The following is an 18,324-nucleotide window of genomic DNA, read 5'->3' on the forward strand; positions in this document are numbered from 1 at the left end:
CGGAGATCAGCGGGTCAGCGGAAGATGCCCGTGTGGCCGAGGGAGTAGCGGCCCGGCTGCGGATACACGCACAGCCCGTGCGGCCCGGCCCCGACGGGGATGGTGCGCACGACCCTGCCGTCCCGGGTGTCAAAGACGTAGACGACGCCGTGGTAGCGGCCACTGAGCCACAGCTTCGTGCCGTCGGCCGACACGCCGCCCATGTCGGGCGAGCCGCCGCCGGGGATCCGCCAGACGTCCACCACCTTCCGCTTCCGGAACGACACGACCGACACCGATCCCTCGCCCCGGTTGGACACGTACAGACGGCGCGAGTCGCGACTCACGTACAGGCCGTGCGCGCCCCGGCCGGTCGGCAGGAACCGCATGACCTTGTAGGTCGCCGCGTCCACCAGCCACACCCCGTGCCGTTCCATGTCGGCGACGTAGAAGACGGTGCCGTCGGGCGACAGCTTCACGTCCTGGGGCATGCTCATGTGGCCCAGGTGGATGTGCCGGATCACGCTCGGCGTGCGCCAGTCGAGCACGACCAGGTCGCCGCTGAACTCGCAGCTCGCGAGGAACACCGAGCCGTCGGCGGTGAAGTCGCCGTGGTTGATGCCCCGGCAGGGCAGCGACAGCGAGCGCAGCAGCTTCATGCTGTGCGGGTCGCGCAGGTCGAGCTGGTTGTTTCGCTCCGCCATGACCAGCGCGTACTTGCCGTCCGGCGAGAAGTACAGGTTGTAGGGATCCTCCACCGGCACCGGGCGGCCGGGCCTGCCCGTGCGGGGGTCGATGGGGGTCAGGGAGTTGCCCCGGTTGTTGTTCACCCACAGCGTCTTGAGGTCCCAGGACGGCACCACGTGCTGCGGCAGCGCCCCGACCGTGAAGTGCCGCACGATCCGGTAGGTCTCCGGGTCGATGACGTCGACCGTGCCGCTCTCGCTGTTGGGCACGTACACGAGGGAGCGGAAGCCCTTGACGACGGGGCTGAGCATCCCCGGCCGGTCGGCCGCGTAGACGTCGACCTGACCCCGGCTCCGCGCCCCGAGCGACGCGGCCGCGTCCGGCGACGGCGAAGCGGACGCCGGCGGGGTGCTCGTGCCCCGCGACGGCACGGCCCCCGATGGCTCGGCACGCGGTGCGGGCGGCCGCGCCCCACAACCGGCCAGGGCGAACCCTCCGAGCATCATCAGCACCACGGTCACGGCACCGGTTCCACGCGCTCGTCCCACGCCTGCCCCTTCGTCGCGGCGGGCTGCGCCCGGCCGGCCCCCGTACGGTCACGACGACCGGCCGCGGACGCGCGCGGGAGCGGCGCGGCGCGACGGGTCGGCGAGACGCTAACGCCCGCCGAGTGCGGTCCGAGGGCGGCTTTGCCTGCTCTTGCACGCGGGCTTTGCGCGCTCTTGCACGCCTGCTTCTGCGCACTCTCGCACGACCAGCCGCCTCCACCCCTCCTGCAAGGAGAGGACGTACGCGGCCCCGGCCAGCGCCCCGCCGCCGTCAGAACGGCGGCCCACCACCAACGCGATCCGCGCCGACGCGGTTACCACGACACGGGGCGACACGGTAGCGGCCCCCACCGACAGCGGACGCCTGCCGCCGCCGGCTCTCGAGATCGGGGCGCCTCAGCGAGCGGCTCCCTCAGCCACGGCGTCGAGCAGTTCGTCCACCGCCTTGCGGTCGGGCAGCGAGGGGCTGGCGCCGGGCAGGGTGGTCGCCAGGGCTCCGGCGGCCATCCCCCGGCGGATGGCCGTGGCGGTGTCGAGGCCCGCCGCGAGGGCCGCGCCCAGGGAACCGGTGAAGGCGTCGCCCGCGGCGGTGGTGTCCACAGGGGTGACGGGGTAGGCCGGGAAGTGCCGGGTACGCTCGGGGGTGACCGACAGGGCGCCGGCCGATCCGAGCGTGATGAGCGCGTGCCGCACGCCGCGGTCGAGGAACCAGGCCGCGGCCCGCTCGGCGGACGCGACGTCGACGACCTCCACCCCGGTCAGCGCGGCGGCCTCGCTCTCGTTGGGGGTGACGACGGCGACGTGCGGCCACACCCGGTCGGGCAGCGGCTGCGCGGGCGCGGGGTCGAGCACCACGGTCAGCCCGGCCCGCGCACCCGCCTCGGCCGCGTGACAGGCGACCTCCGCGGGGATCTCGAGCTGGAGGAGAAGCACGCTCGCCTTGCCGCGAACGGCCCTGATGCTCTCGTCCACCATCTCGGCGCTGAGGTCCGCGTTGGCGAGAGGAGTCATCACGATGTCGTTCTCGCCCGACGCGTCCACCCTGATGTGCGCGACGCCCGTGCGGTCGCCGACGGATCGGACCTCCGTAAGCGCCACGCCGTGGGAGCGCAGCGCCGACGTGACGATCTCGCCGAACGGATCGGTGCCGACGCAGCCGACCAGCCAGGTGGGCGCTCCCGCACGGGCGGCGGCGACCGCCTGGTTCGCGCCCTTCCCGCCGAGGACCAAGGTGACGTCGTCGCCGAGAACGGTCTCTCCCCGGCGCGGGAGGCGGCGGGTGAAGGCGGTGACATCCGCGGAGATGCTCCCGACGACGACAACACCTTTCGGTTCCATGGCGTTCCTCCTGTTTCAGGCTGTCAGTGCTACGGCGATGCTCAGGAGGCCCGGCCGAGCGTCTCGATCGCGCCGATCATCAGATCCCAGAACCGGTCGCGGTCCAGTCCGATCCCGACGTTCGCGTTGGGCTCCCAGTCCATGCGCCGGTGGAGGTCGGCCACGGTCGCTCCCCGGGTGTGCCGGCCGTCCAGCTCGATGCGCAGGCCCACCCGCTCGTACGTCAGGACCGTGGGGTCGATGAGGTACGCCACCGTGATCGGGTCGTGCAGCGGCGGAGCGGGGAACCCCCAGGTCTCGTGATAGGTCGAGCCGAAGAACGTGAGCAGTTCCACGCAGACGCGGGCCAGTGGGGTGCCCAGCGCCTCGATCCTGGCGAGCACGTCGGCGGTCACCAGCGCCTGGTGGCTGACGTTGAGTCCCACCCACGTCGTCGGCACGCCGCTGCCCAGCACCTCCGCCGCCGCCTCCGGATCGGCGTACACGTTGAACTCCGCGTACGGCGTGTGGTTGCCGCGATCGGTGGAGCCGCCCATGATCACGACTTCCCTGATCCGCTCGCGGTCCTCCGGATGACGGCGGAGCAGCGTGGCGATGTTCGTCAGCGGGCCGATGGCCACCACGGTCACCGGCTCGGCTGCGGCCGCCAGCGTGTCGTGGATGAGGTCCACGCCGTGGCGGGGGTCGAGCGGGACGCTCGGCTCCCCGAACGCCGGGCCGTCCAGGCCGCTCTCCCCGTGCACGTAGTCGCCGATCTCCAGCGGCGCCGCGAGCGGGCGGTCGCAGCCGGCGGCGACCGGCACGCCGGTGACGCCGGCCAGGCTCAGCATCCGCCGCGCGTTGAGCGCGGTCTTCTCCACCGTCTGGTTCCCCGCGACCGTCGCGACCGCGCGCAGGTCGATCGCCGGGTGGGCCACCGCGAGCAGGATGGCCATGGCGTCGTCGTGCCCGGGGTCGCAGTCGAGGATCACCGGGATCGGCATGTCAGAGCTCCTTCGCGAGCCAGCGGACCGCCCGGGTGAACAGGGTGCGGTAGCCGTCCCAGGAGACGAACTCGTCCGGGCACCAGTGCGGCGCGATGTCGGAGGCCCAGGCGAGCGTGCGCCCGGCCCCGGCCTGCCGTACGGCGAGCAGGGGGTCGCCGGCGACGGTCGCGAGCAGCGTGGCGTCCTCGGGCAGCGCGAACCGGTTGTAGCCGAGCAGGTCGGGCCACTGGGCGGGAAGTCCGGCCACGATGGGGTGCGCGTCGTCGGCGAGCAGGCCGGGCACGCCCTGCGGGGTCTCGACGCGGTCGTCGTAGCGGGAGATCCGGGCGGGGAGCACCCGCTCCACGGCCGTACCGGCGAAGGCGGCCTTCGCCTCGAAACCCTGGAAGCTCAGGTAGCCGCCGGCCATGGCGAGGCCGCCGCCCTGCTCCACCCAGTCGGCCAGCAGGTCGATCCGGTTGACGGTCTTCTCGCTGGCCAGCCAGGTGGCCGGGTGCAGCAGGATGCTGTTGGCCCCGATGTCGGAGAGCACGATCACGTCGTAGGCCGCCAGCGCCTCGGGCGTGCCGGGGAACAACGCGGGCACGTCGTGCGCGGGCAGGTGGTCGACCTCGATGCCGTCGGCGACCAGGACGTCCCGCAGCGGATCGATTCCGGTGTGGTAGGTGGTCGTGGTGAACGAGTCGAAGCCCTTGAAGTGGGTCGACTGGCTCACCCACGATTCGCCGGCGACCAGCACACGGGTCATGGAAATCGTCTCCTTCTGTTCGTGTGTGTGATCAGTGGCCGCGCGCGGCGGCGAGGAAGAGCTCACGCGGGTTGTCCGCGAGCAGCCGGGTGGTGTCGTCGGCGGTCAGCCCGTGCCGGTGCAAGCGCGGGACGAAGTGCGTGAGGATGTGGGCGTAGCCGGTGCCGCCGTAGCGGACGAGCATCGTCTTCAGGAACACGTCCTGGGAGAGCAGGACGTGGTCCCCGAGCCCGGCGCGGACCAGCCAGGCCACCGCGGCGGCGTTCTCCTCGTCGCACGGGGACTGGCCCTCGCCCGGATAGAGGTAGTCCATGCCGCACATGTCGTAGCCGAGGTAGGCGCCGCGCAGGGCGAGGGACACCTGGTAGTCGCGGTCCGCCCCGCTGGGGTTCAGGTGCGAGAGCACGGTGCCGGCGAGCAGGCCGCCCTCCTCGGCGACGACGTCGAGCACGCGGTGGCCGTGCCGCACCCAGCCGGGGAGGTGGACCGAGAGCGGCACGCCGGTGCGGGCCTGCGCCCGGGCCGCGCCGCGCAGCACCTTCTCCTCCTCGGCGGTGAAGTCCGGCGAGACGCCGATCTCGCCGATCACACCGGAGCGGACCCCGTCCACACCTTCGGTCAGGTCGCGCTCGATCTCGTCGGCGACGTCCGCCGCGGTCATCGAGCGGACCCGGGCCGGATGGGTCTTCTGCAGGTAGAAACCGCAGCCCATGACGATGTTGAGGCCGGTGGCGCGGGCGATCGCGACCAGCTCGGCGTGCGCCCGCCCGATCCCCTCGGGGGTCACCTCGAGCAGCGTGCGCCCGCCGTGCTCGGCGAACCTGCGCACCTCCTCGATGGCGGTCCCCGTGTCGTCCAGCGACACGTTGTCGCGGGAGAGGTAGGGGTCGTTGCGGAGCCTGCCGAGGAACTCCATCCGCACAGGGTCGCGGGCGATCAGCTCGCCCTCGGCGTCGCCCTCGGGCGCGGGGTGCCAGGCGCGGGCGCCGTCGTTGCGCAGGTGCTCGTGGCAGAGCGTGATCCCGAGGTCGTCGGCGGACACCGGGCCGAGCACGGTCGTCACGTCCGGAGGCCGGGCTGCGGACGTCATTTCCGGATCGCTCCGAACTTCGCCCACACCTTGCTGTTGGCGAAGATGGCCAGCAGCAGGATGCCGCCCTGGACGATCTGCACGTAGAACGGCGAGACGTGCAGCAGCACCAGGCCGTTGGCGATCACGCCGAGCGTGAGCGCGCCGAGGATCGTGCCGAGCATGCTCGCCCGGCCGCCGAAGAGGCTGGTGCCGCCGAGCACGACGGCCGTGATGACCTCCAGCTCGAAGCCGGTGCCGGCGTTGGACGAGCCGGAGCTGAGGCGGGTGGCGATCAGCACGCCCGCGATCGCCGCCGCCAGGCCGGTGAGCACGTAGACGGTCAGCCCGACCTTCCGCGTGTTCACACCGGTGCGGCGCAGCGACTCGCCGTTGGAGCCGAGGCCGATGACATAGCGGCCGAACGGCGTCCGGGTGAGGACGAGCCATCCGACGAGCGCGATGATCACGGCGAGGATGGCCGGGACGGGCACCCCGGCGATGCGGCCCTGGCCGATCTGGACGATCCAGAGGTCTCCGTCGATGGGGGTCGAGTAGCCCTCGGTGGCGCGCAGCGCCGTGCCCCGCATGATCGACAACATCGCGAGCGTGACGATGAACGGCGGGATGTTCTGGTAGGAGGAGAACCACCCGTTCACGAACCCGATCAGTGCGCCGAGCGCGAGGATCGCGACCAGGGCGAGGGTGGGGTTCCACCCGTGCTGCAGCACGATCGCGAGCAGCGACCCAGACAGCGCGACCGTCGAGCCGACCGACAGGTCGATGCCGGAGGTGCTGATCACGAAGGTCATCGCGGTCGCGACGACCAGCGTGGGGGCGATCTGCCGCAACAGGTTGAGCAAGTTGCCCGTCGTGGCGAACCGGTCGGCGGAGAACGCGAAGAAGATCAGTAGGACCACCAGCACGACCGCGATCGCGATCGTCTGCGCGTGCCGGCCGATGTGGGCGTTGGCCCGGGCCGACCTGGTGGTGACGACCCGCTCACTGGTGACGGTCACCGTCGCCTCCCCTCCTTCTCTCCCTCGTCGTGGGCGACGATCTCGGACACGAGCCGTTCGAGGCTGGTGCTCCGGGCGTCCAGGTCGGCCCTGAGCGTGCCCTCGTACATGACGCACAGCCGGTCGCAGACCCGGAAGAGGTCCTGCAGGCGGTGCGTGATGAGGATCACCGAGACGTCCTGCGCCGAGACCGTCTTGATCAGTTCGAGGACGGTCTCGACCTCGGCGACGGCGAGCGCCGCCGTCGGCTCGTCGAGGATGAGCAGCTTGGGCCCGAAGGTGACCGCCCGGGCGATGGCGACCGCCTGCCGCTGGCCGCCGGACAGCCCTCCGACGGGGATGTCCGTCAGCGGGATCCGGATGTTCAGCGCGTCGAGGTGGCGACGGGCGTCCGCGTGCATCTTGCGCACGTCGAGCATCATCCCGCCGGCCTTGCGCGGCTCCCTGCCGAGGAACAGGTTCCCGGCGACGTCGATGTCGTCGCAGAGCGCGAGGTCCTGGTAGACCATCTCGATGCCCAGCTCGCGGGCGTCCTTGGGGCTGGCGAAGGAGACCGGCCGGCCGTCGAAGACGATCTCGCCGGAGTCCGGCACGACGGCGCCGGCCAGCACCTTCATGAGGGTGGACTTGCCGGCCGCGTTGTCGCCGACGAGCCCCACCACCTCTCCCGGGCCGACGCGCAGCGTCACGCCGCGCAGCGCGTCGACCATTCCGTAGCGCTTGCGGATGTCGCGCATGACCACTCGATCAACGCGACCCGCCTCTTGGTCCGTCATGCGAGTCCCTTCGCCGCTCACTTGAAGGTGGCGCGGTACGGGTCGACGTTGTCCTTGGTCACGATCGTCACGGGCACGTCGATCTTCTTCTTCGCCTGGGCGCCGCCGATCAGGGCCTTGGCCTCCTTGACGGCCTCGTAGCCCTCAGTCTTCGGGTCCTGCTGGACCACTCCGGCGACGAACCCCTCGTCGATGCCGCTGATGGCCTCCTTGGTCAGGTCCCAGCCGAAGACCTTGACCCGGTCGCCCGCGTTCTGCGACTTCACCGCGGCGACCGTGCCGAGCAGGGCCGGCTCGCCGGTGGCGTACACGATGTTCATGTCGGACCGGGAGGTGAGCAGGTTCTCCGCGGCCGTCATCGCGGCCTCCTGCTTGTTCTGCCCGTCGACGGTCTGCACGATCTTGGCGCCGGCGCCCTCGACGGTCTTGTTGAAGTCGTCCTTGCGGATGTTCTGGATGAAGGAGTTCAGCGCGCCCACCACGCCGATCTTCGGCGCGCTCAGGCCCTGCGCCTGGGCCCACTTGTTGACGAAGTCGCCCGCCTGCTGGGCCGCCGCCGCGTTGTCCACGCCCACCTGGGTGTCCACGGCGGGCGAGTCGACGATGGCGTCCACGGCGACGACCTTCAGCCCGGCGTCCTTGGCGATCTTCACGGCGGGCTTGATGCCCTCGACGTCGATGGCGACCACGATGACCGCGTCGAACTGCTGCTGGACGAAGTTGTCGATGGCCTCGTTCTGCTTGGCCGGGTCGTCGTTGGCGTTGAAGATCGTGAGGTCGACGTTCGCCTCCTTCGCCGCCTGCTGGGCGCCGGCGTTCATCTCGTTGAAGAAGATCGCCTGCTGGTTGATCTGAACGATTCCGACCCGCGGCCGGTCTCCGCCGGAGCCTCCGGAGGCGCCGGAGTCGTCCGAGCCGCCACAGGCCGCCGCCAGCAGGCCGGTGGCCAGGATCGTCGTCGCCGCTGTCAGGCGGATGAGTCTCGTGGATCGAGCCATGAGATGAGCCTTTCGGGGGGCCGGGAGGGATGAGATCGATTGGGTAATCGATTACCCGAGTTTCGGGCATGCTAGTGGGACCAAAAAAGCACCGTCAAGGTGCGGTTTCCTCACAGAACCTCTATCGTTCCTTGTGATCCTGGCATCACAACGGTCGTCAAGGTCGATCGTTGGCAAAGATCAAGGGAAATCGATTACACGATGGGCGTGACGATTCACGACGTGGCACGAGCGGCCGGCGTCTCCGTGGCCTCGGCCTCCCGTGCCCTCTCTGGGCGGCGCAAGGTCACGCCCGAGATCGCCGAGCGGGTGGCGCGCGTCGCCGCCGAGCTCGGTTACCAGCCGAACGCGGTCGCGAAGGCGCTGCGCGACCAGACCACCGGCACCATCGGCATGGTCGTCCCAGGCATCGGCAACCCGTTCTTCACCACGATCGTCGAGGCCGTGGAGCGCGAGCTGCAGAACTCCGGCACCGACCTGCTGCTGTGCGCGTCCCAGTACAGTCCGCAGGTCGAGGCGCGCAGGCTGGAGACCCTGCTGGCCCGGCGGGTGGACGGGTTGATCATCAGCCCGTGCGACATCGAGGCCAGCGTCCCGGCGGTGCTCGACGCGGCCCGCCGGGTGCCGCTGGTGCAGCTCGACCGCTACATCGAGGGCGGCGGGGCCGACTGGGTGGGCGTGGACGACGAGGCCGGGCTGGCCCTGGCGGTCGATCACGTGATCGCGGGCGGGGCCCGCTCGGTGGTCTTCGCGGGCAGCCGGCTGGTGAGCTCCTCCGCCCGGTTGCGGCTCAGCGGGTTCGAACGCACCGCGGCGCGGGCGGGCGTGGAGGTTCTGCCGCCGCTGCTGGGCGAGTTCACCCTCGAATGGGGCGTCGAGGCCGGGCGCAGGCTGCTCGACGCCGGCCGGCTGCCGGACGCGGTCGTCTGCGCGAACGACGAGATCGCCGTGGGCCTGGTGCGGTCGCTGCGGTTCGGCGGAGCGCGCGTCCCCGAGGACGTGGCGGTGGTCGGGTTCGACGACGTGGGACACGCGACGATGTGCGACCCGCCGCTCAGCACCGTGCGCCAGCCGGTGGAGGAGATGGCGGCGGAGGCCGTGCGCCTGCTCGGCCAGGTCAAGGCCGGCGACCCCCGGCCCGCGCAGCGCATCGCCATCGCTCCCAGGCTCGTCGTACGGCAGACCAGCCGACCGGTGGCGGCCGGCGTCGCAGAGTAAGTGAGGGAAGGAGGCCGCGTGAACGAGGCGGTCGAGCTGGCACGCGAGCTGATCAGGATCGACTCCGTGGGCGGGGGCGAGGCCGCGGTGGCCGAACCCCTCGCGAGACGGCTGTCGGACGCCGGTTTCGCGGTGCGCACGCACGAGCACGCGCCCGGCCGCACCGGGCTGGTCGCCCGCTGGGGAACGGGCGAACCAGTGACGCTGACCGGGCACCTCGACACGGTGCCGCTGGGCGGGCAGGCGTGGCGGCACGCGCCGCACGGCGCGGAGATCGACGGCGACCGCCTGTACGGGCGCGGTTCGAGCGACATGAAGGCCGGCGTCGCCGCGCTGGTGGTCGCCGCCGAGCGGCACGTGCGCCGCACCGGGCCGAAGGCCGCTCTGGAGATGGTCTTCACCGTGGGCGAGGAGACCGGCTGCGAGGGCGCGGCCGGCATGGTGGCCGCGGGCCTGGTGGGCAGGTCGCGCGCCCTGCTGGTGGCCGAGCCGACCGCCAACCGGGTGCTGCTCGGTCACAAGGGCGCGCTCTGGCTGGAGGCCACGACGCGAGGCACGACCGCCCACGGCTCGATGCCGCACCTGGGCGACAACGCGATCTACAAGCTCGCCCGCGTGATCGGCGCCGTCGAGACGTTCGACCCCGGGGTGCCGGACCCCCCCTGGCTCGGCCCGTCCACGGTGAACGTGGGAACGGCACGCGGCGGGATCAACGTGAACTCCGTGCCCGACCTGGCCGTCGCGACCATCGACCTGCGCACCGTCGCCGGCCAGGACCACGGACGGCTCCGCGAGCGGTTGCAGGCCGCGCTCGGCGACGAGGCGGCCCTCGGCGTGCTCGTGGACCTGCCCGCGATCTGGACGGAGCCGGACGACCCCTTCGTCCGGGCCCTGGTCGAGGCGGGGGCGGGCGCGCCCGGCGACCGCCCGGCGGCCAGCTACTTCACCGACGCCTCGGTCCTCGCCGCCGCCTGCGGCGGGGCGCCCACGGTCGTCTGCGGACCGGGCGAGCCCGAGCAGGCGCACGTCACCGACGAGTACTGCCTGGTCCACCGGATCGAGGAGGCCGTCGAGATCTACACCGCCGCCCTCGGGCGGTTCGCCTGATCAGGTGACCGGCCCGGCGACATGGCCGCCACAGTCGTGTCACGATTGTCCACGGCGGACACCGGACGGTTATGGTCGGATTGTGGCAAGTCGATCATCACACTGCCGGTGACCCGAGGAGGTCGCGTGCGCGACATGTCCCCGCCCCTGCACATGCGACGGGACGGATTCCATCCCGTCCCGGAGCTCTCCGCGCTGCGGGACGACGAGGGGGTAGCCCGGATCCGCACCATGTTCGGCACCGACGCCTGGCTGGTGACCAGATTCGAGGATGTCCGTACGGTGCTGAGCCATCCCGAGCTGTTCAGCAACGCGCTCGTGCCTCCGCTCCGGCCGCCCGGCGCACCGCCGGCCACTGCGGAGGAGACCGCCGCGATGCGCGCCGGCAACCTGCTCGGCTCCGACCCTCCCGAGCACACCCGGCTGCGCCGGATGCTCACGGCCCAGTTCACCGTCCGCCGTATGCGCCGGCTGGAGCCCAGAGTCCAGCAGATCGTCGACGACCATTTGGATGCCATGGAGCGCGGCGGACCACCCGCCGATCTGGTGACGGACTTCGCCCTCCCGGTTCCCTCTCTGGTGATCTGCGAACTGCTGGGCGTGCCGTACGCCGACCGGGCCGGCTTCCAGGGAACGTCCAAGCGGATCCTGGACGTGTCCCTGCCTCCGGACGAACGCGCGGCCGCGGCGGCGGAGGCTCGGGCGTACATCGCAGGCCTGATCAAGGCCATTCGGCACGATCCCGGTGAGGACCTGCTCGGGATGCTCGTACGCGAGCACGGCGACGAGTTGAGCGACGCCGAACTCACCGGCATCGGCACCCTGCTGCTGCTCGCCGGGCACGAGACCACGGCCAACATGCTGTCTTTGGGCACACTCGCCCTGCTGCGGCACCCCGGCCAGCTCACGCTGCTGCGCGACGAGCCGGACCGCGTGGACGCCGCCGTCGAGGAACTGCTGCGGTGGCTGAGCATCGTGCATTCCGGAACCGTCAAGATCACTACGGCCGAGGTCCGGCTGGGCGATCAAACCCTCGGCCCCGGCGAGACCGTCATCTGCTCCCTTCCCGCCGCCAACCGCGATCCGGGACTCGTCCCGAACCCGGACGACCTGGACATCCGCCGGGATTCCATCGGCCACGTCGCGTTCGGACACGGCGTCCATCATTGTCTCGGCGCTCCCCTGGCCCGCATGGAGATGCGCATCGCGTTCCCCGCCCTGCTGCGCAGGTTCCCCGGCCTGCGACTGGCGGGCGAGCCCCTGTTCCGCTCCTTCACCGTCGTACACGGCCTCACCACGATGCCGATCACCTGGTAGGCGTCCCGCTCACCGCCGAGCACCCGGCCCTCCGGCGCGCGATGCCGAGGGCCGGCCCCAGGAACGCTGACCGCTGATCATGGCTGGTGTGTCGTGGGCGTGGGCCGTCATGGCATCACGACGAGTCGCCTGCCTTTGAGGTCGGTTCGCTGCCAGGCGGTCTCGATGTCGCTCAGCGGGACCTTCTCCACGTCGAAGGTGAGCTCGCCGGACCGCGTCCACGTCACGATCTGCTGGTACGCCCCGTCCATGGTCTGCGGGTCGAGGCCCTTGGCCGCACCGTAGATCTCCACGCCGGAGGTGCGCAGGCTCGACCCGGCGAGGGTGAGCTCAGTGCCGGCCGACTCGCCGATCTGGACCACGCGGGTCGGCTTGCCGAACGCGAACGACCGCGGCACCAGCGCCCGCAGCAGGATCTCGCTGGGCCTGCCCCACAGGTAGTCCACGACGACGTCGTAGCCGTCCCCCCTGGCGTCGAGGTACGCCTGCGCCAGCGCCTCGTCGGAGACCGCGGTGTTGATCACGGTGTCGGCCCCGATGGCCTGTACCTCGCGCAACCGGTTGTCGTCGCGGCCGGTGGCGACGATCCGGCCGGCGCCCAGCAGCCGGGCCACCTTGACCGCGAGCCGCCCGGCGACCCCGGTGGCACCCTGCACCAGCACCGTCTCTCCGGGAACGAACCCCGCGGCCGCTTTCATCGACATCGCGGTGATGGCCGAGGCCATCACGGTCACCACGGCCGGGTCGATGCCGTCGGGGATCGGCACGTAGGAGCCCTGGGGCACCACGGCCTTCTCGGCGAGCGCGCCGTAGGGCGGGCGGATGTCGCCGAACCCGACGAGCGTGCCGTCTGGGAGGGCGCCGATGCCGTCGAAGGCAGGGATCGCCGGAAACCGGCCGATGTACTTCCCGCCGGCGTAGTGCGTGCCGGCCGCGATCGCCTTGTCGACGTTCTCGACGGCGACCGCCTTGACGTCGATGATCACCTCGCCGTCGCCGGCCACCGGATCGGGGAAGTCCTCATAGCGCGGGATGCCGCCGGCCTCGTGGAGGACCGCCGCCTTCATCCCCGCTCCTGACCGAACAAGTGGGCGATCCGCGTCTGCCACGCCGCCAGGACGCGAGGCGGACGGGCCGGAGAGTGGTTGAACCCGTGGTGGTGCGAACGGTGGTGCGAACGGTGGTACGTGAGCGAGTGCCGCCACCCATGGCCGTGGCGGGCCTGGCCCTGGTGCCCGGCTGACCGCTCGGTGTGCGCGGGAACCCCCGGAATGCGATGGGTCGCCCAGTGCAGCAGGTCACGGAGCGAGTGTCGGTGCTTCATCGGTGCCTCCTCTGGCGCGCTGGTCTCTATCACCGATAGAGAACTCTATCACTGATAGGGTGCGAAAGGGAGGTGCCGGAATTGGCTCTGGACAAGCAGCGGATCGTCACCGAGGCCGTCGCGCTACTCGACGCCGAGGGTCTCGACGGCGTGACCACGCGCAAACTGGCCGCCCGGCTCGGCGTACAGTCGCCGACTCTCTACTGGCACATCCCGAACAAGGCGGCGCTGGTCACCGCGATCGCAGAGGCGATTCTTGAGCAGCAGTTCCCCGAGCCGGCGTCGCCCGCGCCGGAGGAGTGCTGGCAGGACTGGCTGATCGGCCTGGCCGAGCGGCTGCGGCGCGCGTTGCTGGCCCACCCGGACGGAGCCCGGATCATCTCGGCCTCCCAGCTGTCCCTCAAGATGGCCGCCATCTCCGAACTGGCGATGAGCACGCTGGTCGGGCGGGGCATTCCCTTGCGGCACGCTCGCCTGATCGTGTTGACGGTGTTGCGCTTCACCGTCGGCTACGTCCTGGAGGAACAGGCCGGCCCCCCCGACGCGGACGCCCTGGACGGCTTCGACATGGCCGCGTACGCCGCGGCGTACCCCACCGTGATGGCCGGCGTGACAGAGTACTTCCAGCCTGGCCGCACCGTCGATGATCTGTTCCGCGATTGCCTGGAACAGATCGTCCATGGTCCTGCGGCGCAGTCCGGCCCCACGTCCTGACCGGTCAGCCGCTCCGCGGGCGAGTGAGCCCTGGCCGGGCTCGTCCTCTGACACGTGGTCGCATGAATCAGATATTTACAGCACCGAAAACTTTTCGGGCCTGTGGAAATGTCTGGCACCCCTGTCTGAAACTTTCCAGGCACGGGCCGCGTTTTTCCACGTTCCCCGCGAATTTCGATGCGATCCATTGACAGAGCCGATCGCATTCCTCACCGTTCGCGGTTGTTAGCGTTCACAACTTCGTGGTTCGCGCGCCCGGGAGCGCATTCATGGTTGTTTCCGGACGGTCGTGGTCAACCGCGATGTCGTGAACAACGGCGTCCGCGATGGAGGCATCAGATGCATCAACGGCGATTACGCGCAGTCCTGACTCCCCTGGCCCTGGCCGCCTGCCTGGCCGGCGCCGCCGCGGGAACCACGGTCGCGGCTCACGCCGCCTCGGCCGCCTGCCGGGTCACCTACACCGTCGGTTCCCAGTGGAACGGCGGGTTCAGCGCCAACGTCGCGATCACGAACCTCGGCGATCCGGTCTCCGGCTGGACCCTGCGCTGGGCCTTCGGCACGGGGCAGAGCGTCATGCAGGCGTGGAGCGCGAACGTGACGCAGAGCGGCAGTGCCGTGACCGCCGCCAACGTGAGCTGGAACGGCTCCCTGGCGACGGGCGCGAGCACCGCGTTCGGGTTCAACGGCACCTGGAACAACACCACCAACCCCGTGCCGGCCGGGTTCACGCTCAACGGCGTCGCCTGCACGGGCGGGCCGGCCGCCTCCCCCAGCGCGAGCCCGTCCACGTCCCCGTCGCCGTCACCGTCGCCTTCCGCGTCACCGACCAAGTCGCCGTCGGCGTCGGCGTCGCCTTCGCCGAGCACTCCCCCGGCTCGGACGGTGCGCGTCTTCTGGCTCAAGCCCTCCGACGTGGCGTACGACCAGCGCTACCCGGACGGCATGGCCAAGGTCGTGCAGGAGGCGCAGCGCTTCTTCGAGCAGGAGCTCGGCAAGACGTTCACGCTGAACAGCACGGTCGTCGAGGTCGTCAACGGCGACCAGCCGCGCAGCTGGTACGAGAACACCCCGAAGTGCGGTGACAAGTACTGGTGGGCGGTGTGCAACATGCAGGAGGAACTGCGCCGCAAGTTCGGCCTCGGTGCGCCCGACAGCCGGTGGATCAACGTCGGCGAGGTCAGCGCCGAGGGCGACGGCGCGGGTGGCGGCGGCGGCAACGGCTGGGTCATCCTCAGCGGCCACGACGCCGACGGCGCGGCCGGCCTGAACGGCCCGATGAACCGGTGGTACGGCGGCATGGTGCACGAGCTGGGCCACGCGTTCGGCCTTCCCGACGCCACGTCCACCGACGGAACGTGCATGTCGGCGTCCCTCTACGACTATCCGAACTGTCACTTCAGCCAGGCGCAGAAGACCGCCATCATCAACGGCCCGTACGGAGGGTTCCTCTCCTGACGGCGGGCACGGGCGGCGCGGCCGGCGGCCGCGCCGCCCGGCACCTTCCTTTATCGGCACCCGCCCTATTTCCTTTCGGGAGGCCGAAACAAAATCCGGTCCCTGTGGACAATGAAATTTACATCACCGGTCCGGTGTTTCCCCGGCTTCTGTGGTCGCGTCCTTTCCACGAAACCCGCGTGGTGCCTATTGTTGCGTGCCCCTTTCCCCTCGGCCAAAAAGGACACGGTGATGCGACCGACTCGGCTCTTCCTGGGGATGGTGTCCGTCCTCGTCCTGGGCGCCACACTGGCGTTCGGAACGGCGACCCCCGCCGGGGCCGCCGCCGCCTGCACGGTGACCTACAGCACCGACGACTGGGCGGCCGGCTCCGGCGGGGGCGGCTTCACCGCCTCCGTCACCATCCAGAACCCGGGCGACCCGGTCAACGGCTGGACGCTCGGCTTCACATCATGGCGGGCCGCGGGAGCATCAACTACTGCGTCCGGTGGGACTCCTCCGCCACCGTGTCGGCCTCCCTGCGCGACCGCGTCCAGGCGAGCCTCGCCCGCTCGTTCAACAAGTGGATCGACAAGCTCGAAGGCTGGAACGGCTGGCCGTACCCGGACGTGAACGTGAAGGTCGTCGGCTGGGCCGTACGGGACCGGAGCCGGCTGCAGTGGACCGACAGCTCGGTCGACGTCTACGTGGGTGACATCAACGAGGGCGCCCCGCAGTGCAGCCCGCCCTGCGGCCGGTTCTTCCACCAGAACGGCGACTACTCCGGCTGCCCGGGCGGCGCGGCGCACCACTACGACATGTCCCTGTGGCTCACCGCGGGCATGACCGGCGGCGCGGGCGGCGACTGGGGCCAGCGGATCGGCAGCGAATATTACGTGGGCGCGCTCGACAGCGAGAACATCCACATCCTCCTGCACGAGATAGGCCACGGGTTCGGGCTCGACGACTTCTACGACTGGACGCCGACGGGCGTGTGCTGCTTCATCATGAACGCCGGCTCCGCGACGCAGATCACCGAGTTCGACACGTGGATGCTGCGCGACTGGTGGCGCCACCTCAAGAGCCGATACGGCTACTGATGCCGTCCGGGCCGAGGGGCGAGAGCGGCGGACATGCCGCTCCCGCCCCGCGGCCGGGGCCCGGTCAGGCCGCCGGAGCGGCGAGGAGCTCCCGGGCCAGCCGCACCGCGCCGTCCACCGGATCGGCGTCGAGCAACGTGACGGGGAGGTCCGGGTGGCTCTTGCCCAGCGCGTCGGCCAGGGCGGTGAACAGCCGGGGTTGCGTCGTGAGCACCCCGCCCGCCGCGACCACCGCCGTGGCCGAGGCCCCACGGGACATCAGCGTCTCGACCAGCTTCGCCAGCGCCCGTCCCCCCTCCTCGACGACCTGCAGCGCGACGCCCGATCCCTGCCGCGCCGCCCGGAAGACGACCGGAGCGTGACGGCCCCACTCCTCCGCGCTGGGCGAGCGGGTCAGCGCGTGCGACAGCCCCGGCACCTCGTCCGCGTGGAAGGCCGCGAGCAGGCCCAGCGCCAGCTCGTCGGGCGGGAGGCCGGCGTCGTGCCGCAGGCAGGTGGCGCGCACGGCCTCGCGTACGAGCCCGGCGGCCGATCCCTCGTCACCGAGCGCCCATCCCCAGCCGCCGGCGAGGAGGGGCTCGCCGCCGGGACCCGTGCCCGCGGCGACCGACCCCGTGCCGGCGATCACGCCGATCGCCCCGGGGACGCCGGCCGCGTACGGCAGGAGGTGGGCGTCGTTGACCACCCGCACCGGGACCGCGAGCCGCGCGCTCAGCAGGTCGCGCAACCTCCGACACAGGGACGCGCTGTCGCATCCGTGCGCGCCCACGCCCAGGGCGGCGTACGGCACCCCCCACTCGCGCAGGTCCGACACCAGCCACTCGGCCAGGTCGTCCATGTCCGAGCCCAGGTCGCTGGGCACGACGCGGTCCGCGACGTGGCCCTTCTCTCCGGCCGCACGCCAGTGGGTCTTCGTCCCGCCCACGTCGACGCCGACGGCCATGCGGCTCATGCGGTCCCCGCGGCGAGGGTGTCCACCTTCGTGTCGCTCATCGAGAACAGGAACTCGCCGACCGGAACGTTCCGCGCGGCGGCCACCTTGGCGACGAGCCGCTGGAGCACGCTGTTCTCGACGATCGCGCGGGCCACCGGGGCGAGTCGCGGGATCTCCACGTGCGGGACCGGCGCCGCGCGGGGGCCCACGTAGAGCACCCGGTGGCCGGCCTCGGCCAGTTGCAGGGCCAGCGCGGCCTCGCGCTCGTCCCCGATGACGATGTGCGCGGTGCGGCCGGCCGACTCCATCGGCCCGTGGAGATACTGCCGGGTCTCGTACGCGGCGGCGGGAAGCCGGCAGGCCTCCCGCAGCATCAGCGCGCCCTCCTCGGCGGCGGTCAGCGACGCCCCGGCTCCGACGACGTCGGCGGCGACGCTATCCGCGACGCCTTCCAGGAGGCCGTCCACGGTGTCATCCGCCCGCTTTCCGGTCTCGTCCAGGTGGTCCGCCAGGGACTCCCAGGAGTCTGCCGGCGCGCCGAGCGCCCACGTGTCGGCCAGCATCCCGAGGGCGGCGAGCGTGACGGTGAAACCTGAGGTGGACACCTTGGAATCGGGCACTCCCCCACAGCTCAGCACCGTGCCCGCCAGTTCGGCCAGCGGCGATTCCGCGATGTTCACCACGGCCAGCCGCCGCTCCGCCTCCACCTCCCGCAGGGCGTCGATCGTCTCCGCGCTGCGTCCCGACTGGGACACCCCCGCCACCAGGTCGACGTCGGCGGCCGGGACGGACGCCGGGATCTCCCCGTATCCGGCCCTGCTCGCCCAGATGCCGTACGCGCGCAGTTGGTGCACGCAGGCCGCGAGCGCGGCGTGGCTGGCGCCCATGGCCACGAACAGCGGGCGGCGCGGCGCGGGCCAGGAGCCCGTGAGCTGCTCGCGCAGGGTGCGCACCGCGGAGGCCAGCGCCTCGGGCTGCCGGTCGAGCGCGTCGGACATGGAGATGTCGTGGGACATCGAACCTTC

General features: G+C 71.3%; 18 protein-coding genes. 6 read left to right on the forward strand and 12 right to left on the reverse strand.

What is annotated here, in order from left to right; all coding sequences use genetic code 11:
• Positions 1-14: 14 nt before the first annotated feature.
• The 8 genes from QSK36_RS30340 to QSK36_RS30375 form a co-directional block, all read right to left on the reverse strand.
• A complete protein-coding gene (locus QSK36_RS30340; protein ID WP_285784726.1) occupies positions 15-1,214 on the reverse strand; it encodes a YncE family protein in 1,200 nt (399 codons plus the stop codon).
• Between the two features lie 396 nt (positions 1,215-1,610).
• Complete coding sequence (locus tag QSK36_RS30345) at positions 1,611-2,552, reverse strand: ribokinase (protein ID WP_285784727.1); 942 nt, start codon at positions 2,550-2,552, stop codon at positions 1,611-1,613.
• Positions 2,553-2,593: 41 nt separating this feature from the next.
• Entirely contained in the window at positions 2,594-3,535 is a 942-nt protein-coding gene (locus QSK36_RS30350) for a nucleoside hydrolase (protein ID WP_182899125.1), read from the reverse strand.
• Position 3,536: 1 nt separating this feature from the next.
• Entirely contained in the window at positions 3,537-4,286 is a 750-nt protein-coding gene (locus tag QSK36_RS30355) for a glutamine amidotransferase (RefSeq protein ID WP_139575127.1), read from the reverse strand.
• 31 nt (positions 4,287-4,317) lie between these two features.
• Positions 4,318-5,376 (reverse strand): phosphotriesterase family protein, encoded by a 1,059-nt coding sequence (locus QSK36_RS30360; protein ID WP_285784728.1) that lies wholly within the window; start codon positions 5,374-5,376, stop codon positions 4,318-4,320.
• Positions 5,373-6,374 carry an ABC transporter permease gene (locus QSK36_RS30365; RefSeq protein ID WP_285784729.1) on the reverse strand — a complete coding sequence of 334 codons (1,002 nt, stop codon included), beginning with the start codon at positions 6,372-6,374 and terminating at the stop codon, positions 5,373-5,375. Before QSK36_RS30365 ends, QSK36_RS30360 begins: the two co-directional genes overlap by 4 nt.
• Complete coding sequence (locus QSK36_RS30370) at positions 6,371-7,150, reverse strand: ATP-binding cassette domain-containing protein (protein WP_183536973.1); 780 nt, start codon at positions 7,148-7,150, stop codon at positions 6,371-6,373. Before QSK36_RS30370 ends, QSK36_RS30365 begins: the two co-directional genes overlap by 4 nt.
• A gap of 17 nt (positions 7,151-7,167) precedes the next feature.
• Positions 7,168-8,148, reverse strand: coding sequence for a substrate-binding domain-containing protein (locus QSK36_RS30375; RefSeq protein ID WP_139575131.1), 981 nt, complete (start codon positions 8,146-8,148; stop codon positions 7,168-7,170).
• A gap of 201 nt (positions 8,149-8,349) precedes the next feature.
• Between QSK36_RS30375 and QSK36_RS30380 the strand changes: the two genes are divergently transcribed.
• The 3 genes from QSK36_RS30380 (at position 8,350) to QSK36_RS30390 (ending at position 11,790) form a co-directional block, all read left to right on the forward strand.
• The gene (locus QSK36_RS30380; protein ID WP_285784730.1) at positions 8,350-9,366 is read left to right on the forward strand and encodes a LacI family DNA-binding transcriptional regulator; all 1,017 of its coding nucleotides are present in this window, start codon (positions 8,350-8,352) and stop codon (positions 9,364-9,366) included.
• A gap of 18 nt (positions 9,367-9,384) precedes the next feature.
• A complete protein-coding gene (locus QSK36_RS30385; RefSeq protein WP_285784731.1) occupies positions 9,385-10,473 on the forward strand; it encodes a M20 family metallopeptidase in 1,089 nt (362 codons plus the stop codon).
• A gap of 135 nt (positions 10,474-10,608) precedes the next feature.
• Positions 10,609-11,790 (forward strand): cytochrome P450, encoded by a 1,182-nt coding sequence (locus QSK36_RS30390; RefSeq protein ID WP_183537496.1) that lies wholly within the window; start codon positions 10,609-10,611, stop codon positions 11,788-11,790.
• A gap of 107 nt (positions 11,791-11,897) precedes the next feature.
• Here QSK36_RS30390 and QSK36_RS30395 read toward each other — a convergent pair whose 3' ends face one another.
• Positions 11,898-12,857, reverse strand: coding sequence for a quinone oxidoreductase family protein (locus QSK36_RS30395; protein WP_285784732.1), 960 nt, complete (start codon positions 12,855-12,857; stop codon positions 11,898-11,900).
• Positions 12,854-13,114, reverse strand: a complete 261-nt coding sequence (locus QSK36_RS30400; protein WP_285784733.1) for a hypothetical protein — start codon at positions 13,112-13,114, stop codon at positions 12,854-12,856. Before QSK36_RS30400 ends, QSK36_RS30395 begins: the two co-directional genes overlap by 4 nt.
• A gap of 81 nt (positions 13,115-13,195) precedes the next feature.
• Between QSK36_RS30400 and QSK36_RS30405 the strand changes: the two genes are divergently transcribed.
• The 3 genes from QSK36_RS30405 to QSK36_RS30415 all read left to right on the forward strand — a co-directional run bounded on the left by QSK36_RS30405 (position 13,196) and on the right by QSK36_RS30415 (position 16,365).
• Positions 13,196-13,828: a TetR/AcrR family transcriptional regulator C-terminal domain-containing protein gene (locus tag QSK36_RS30405; RefSeq protein WP_285784734.1), complete on the forward strand. Its 633-nt coding sequence runs from the start codon at positions 13,196-13,198 to the stop codon at positions 13,826-13,828.
• Positions 13,829-14,167: 339 nt separating this feature from the next.
• The gene (locus tag QSK36_RS30410) at positions 14,168-15,286 is read left to right on the forward strand and encodes a cellulose-binding domain-containing protein (protein ID WP_285784735.1); all 1,119 of its coding nucleotides are present in this window, start codon (positions 14,168-14,170) and stop codon (positions 15,284-15,286) included.
• A gap of 452 nt (positions 15,287-15,738) precedes the next feature.
• On the forward strand, positions 15,739-16,365 hold the full coding sequence (locus tag QSK36_RS30415; RefSeq protein ID WP_285784736.1) for a hypothetical protein: 627 nt from the start codon (positions 15,739-15,741) through the stop codon (positions 16,363-16,365).
• 64 nt (positions 16,366-16,429) lie between these two features.
• On the opposite strand, the gene QSK36_RS30420 is transcribed toward QSK36_RS30415, so the two are convergent.
• Both QSK36_RS30420 and QSK36_RS30425 read right to left on the reverse strand, forming a co-directional pair.
• Positions 16,430-17,317, reverse strand: coding sequence for an N-acetylglucosamine kinase (locus QSK36_RS30420; protein WP_285784737.1), 888 nt, complete (start codon positions 17,315-17,317; stop codon positions 16,430-16,432).
• Positions 17,314-18,315, reverse strand: a complete 1,002-nt coding sequence (locus QSK36_RS30425; RefSeq protein WP_285784738.1) for an SIS domain-containing protein — start codon at positions 18,313-18,315, stop codon at positions 17,314-17,316. Before QSK36_RS30425 ends, QSK36_RS30420 begins: the two co-directional genes overlap by 4 nt.
• Between the last annotated feature and the right edge of the window lie 9 nt (positions 18,316-18,324).

It is taken from the genome of Microbispora sp. NBRC 16548 (genome assembly GCF_030268985.1).
Classification (GTDB): Bacteria; Actinomycetota; Actinomycetes; order Streptosporangiales; family Streptosporangiaceae; genus Microbispora; species Microbispora catharanthi.

What these genes read in the sequence shown, in the direction of transcription:
- QSK36_RS30345 (WP_285784727.1), bottom strand. Translation starts at nt 2,552, where the DNA reads ATGGAACCGAAAGGTGTTGTCGTCGTCGGGAGCATCTCCGCGGATGTC.
- QSK36_RS30350 (WP_182899125.1), bottom strand. Translation starts at nt 3,535, where the DNA reads ATGCCGATCCCGGTGATCCTCGACTGCGACCCCGGGCACGACGACGCC.
- QSK36_RS30355 (WP_139575127.1), bottom strand. Translation starts at nt 4,286, where the DNA reads ATGACCCGTGTGCTGGTCGCCGGCGAATCGTGGGTGAGCCAGTCGACC.
- QSK36_RS30360 (WP_285784728.1), bottom strand. Translation starts at nt 5,376, where the DNA reads ATGACGTCCGCAGCCCGGCCTCCGGACGTGACGACCGTGCTCGGCCCG.
- QSK36_RS30370 (WP_183536973.1), bottom strand. Translation starts at nt 7,150, where the DNA reads ATGACGGACCAAGAGGCGGGTCGCGTTGATCGAGTGGTCATGCGCGAC.
- QSK36_RS30375 (WP_139575131.1), bottom strand. Translation starts at nt 8,148, where the DNA reads ATGGCTCGATCCACGAGACTCATCCGCCTGACAGCGGCGACGACGATC.
- QSK36_RS30380 (WP_285784730.1), top strand. Translation starts at nt 8,350, where the DNA reads ATGGGCGTGACGATTCACGACGTGGCACGAGCGGCCGGCGTCTCCGTG.
- QSK36_RS30390 (WP_183537496.1), top strand. Translation starts at nt 10,609, where the DNA reads ATGTCCCCGCCCCTGCACATGCGACGGGACGGATTCCATCCCGTCCCG.
- QSK36_RS30395 (WP_285784732.1), bottom strand. Translation starts at nt 12,857, where the DNA reads ATGAAGGCGGCGGTCCTCCACGAGGCCGGCGGCATCCCGCGCTATGAG.
- QSK36_RS30400 (WP_285784733.1), bottom strand. Translation starts at nt 13,114, where the DNA reads ATGAAGCACCGACACTCGCTCCGTGACCTGCTGCACTGGGCGACCCAT.
- QSK36_RS30410 (WP_285784735.1), top strand. Translation starts at nt 14,168, where the DNA reads ATGCATCAACGGCGATTACGCGCAGTCCTGACTCCCCTGGCCCTGGCC.
- QSK36_RS30415 (WP_285784736.1), top strand. Translation starts at nt 15,739, where the DNA reads ATGGCGGGCCGCGGGAGCATCAACTACTGCGTCCGGTGGGACTCCTCC.
- QSK36_RS30420 (WP_285784737.1), bottom strand. Translation starts at nt 17,317, where the DNA reads ATGAGCCGCATGGCCGTCGGCGTCGACGTGGGCGGGACGAAGACCCAC.
- QSK36_RS30425 (WP_285784738.1), bottom strand. Translation starts at nt 18,315, where the DNA reads ATGTCCCACGACATCTCCATGTCCGACGCGCTCGACCGGCAGCCCGAG.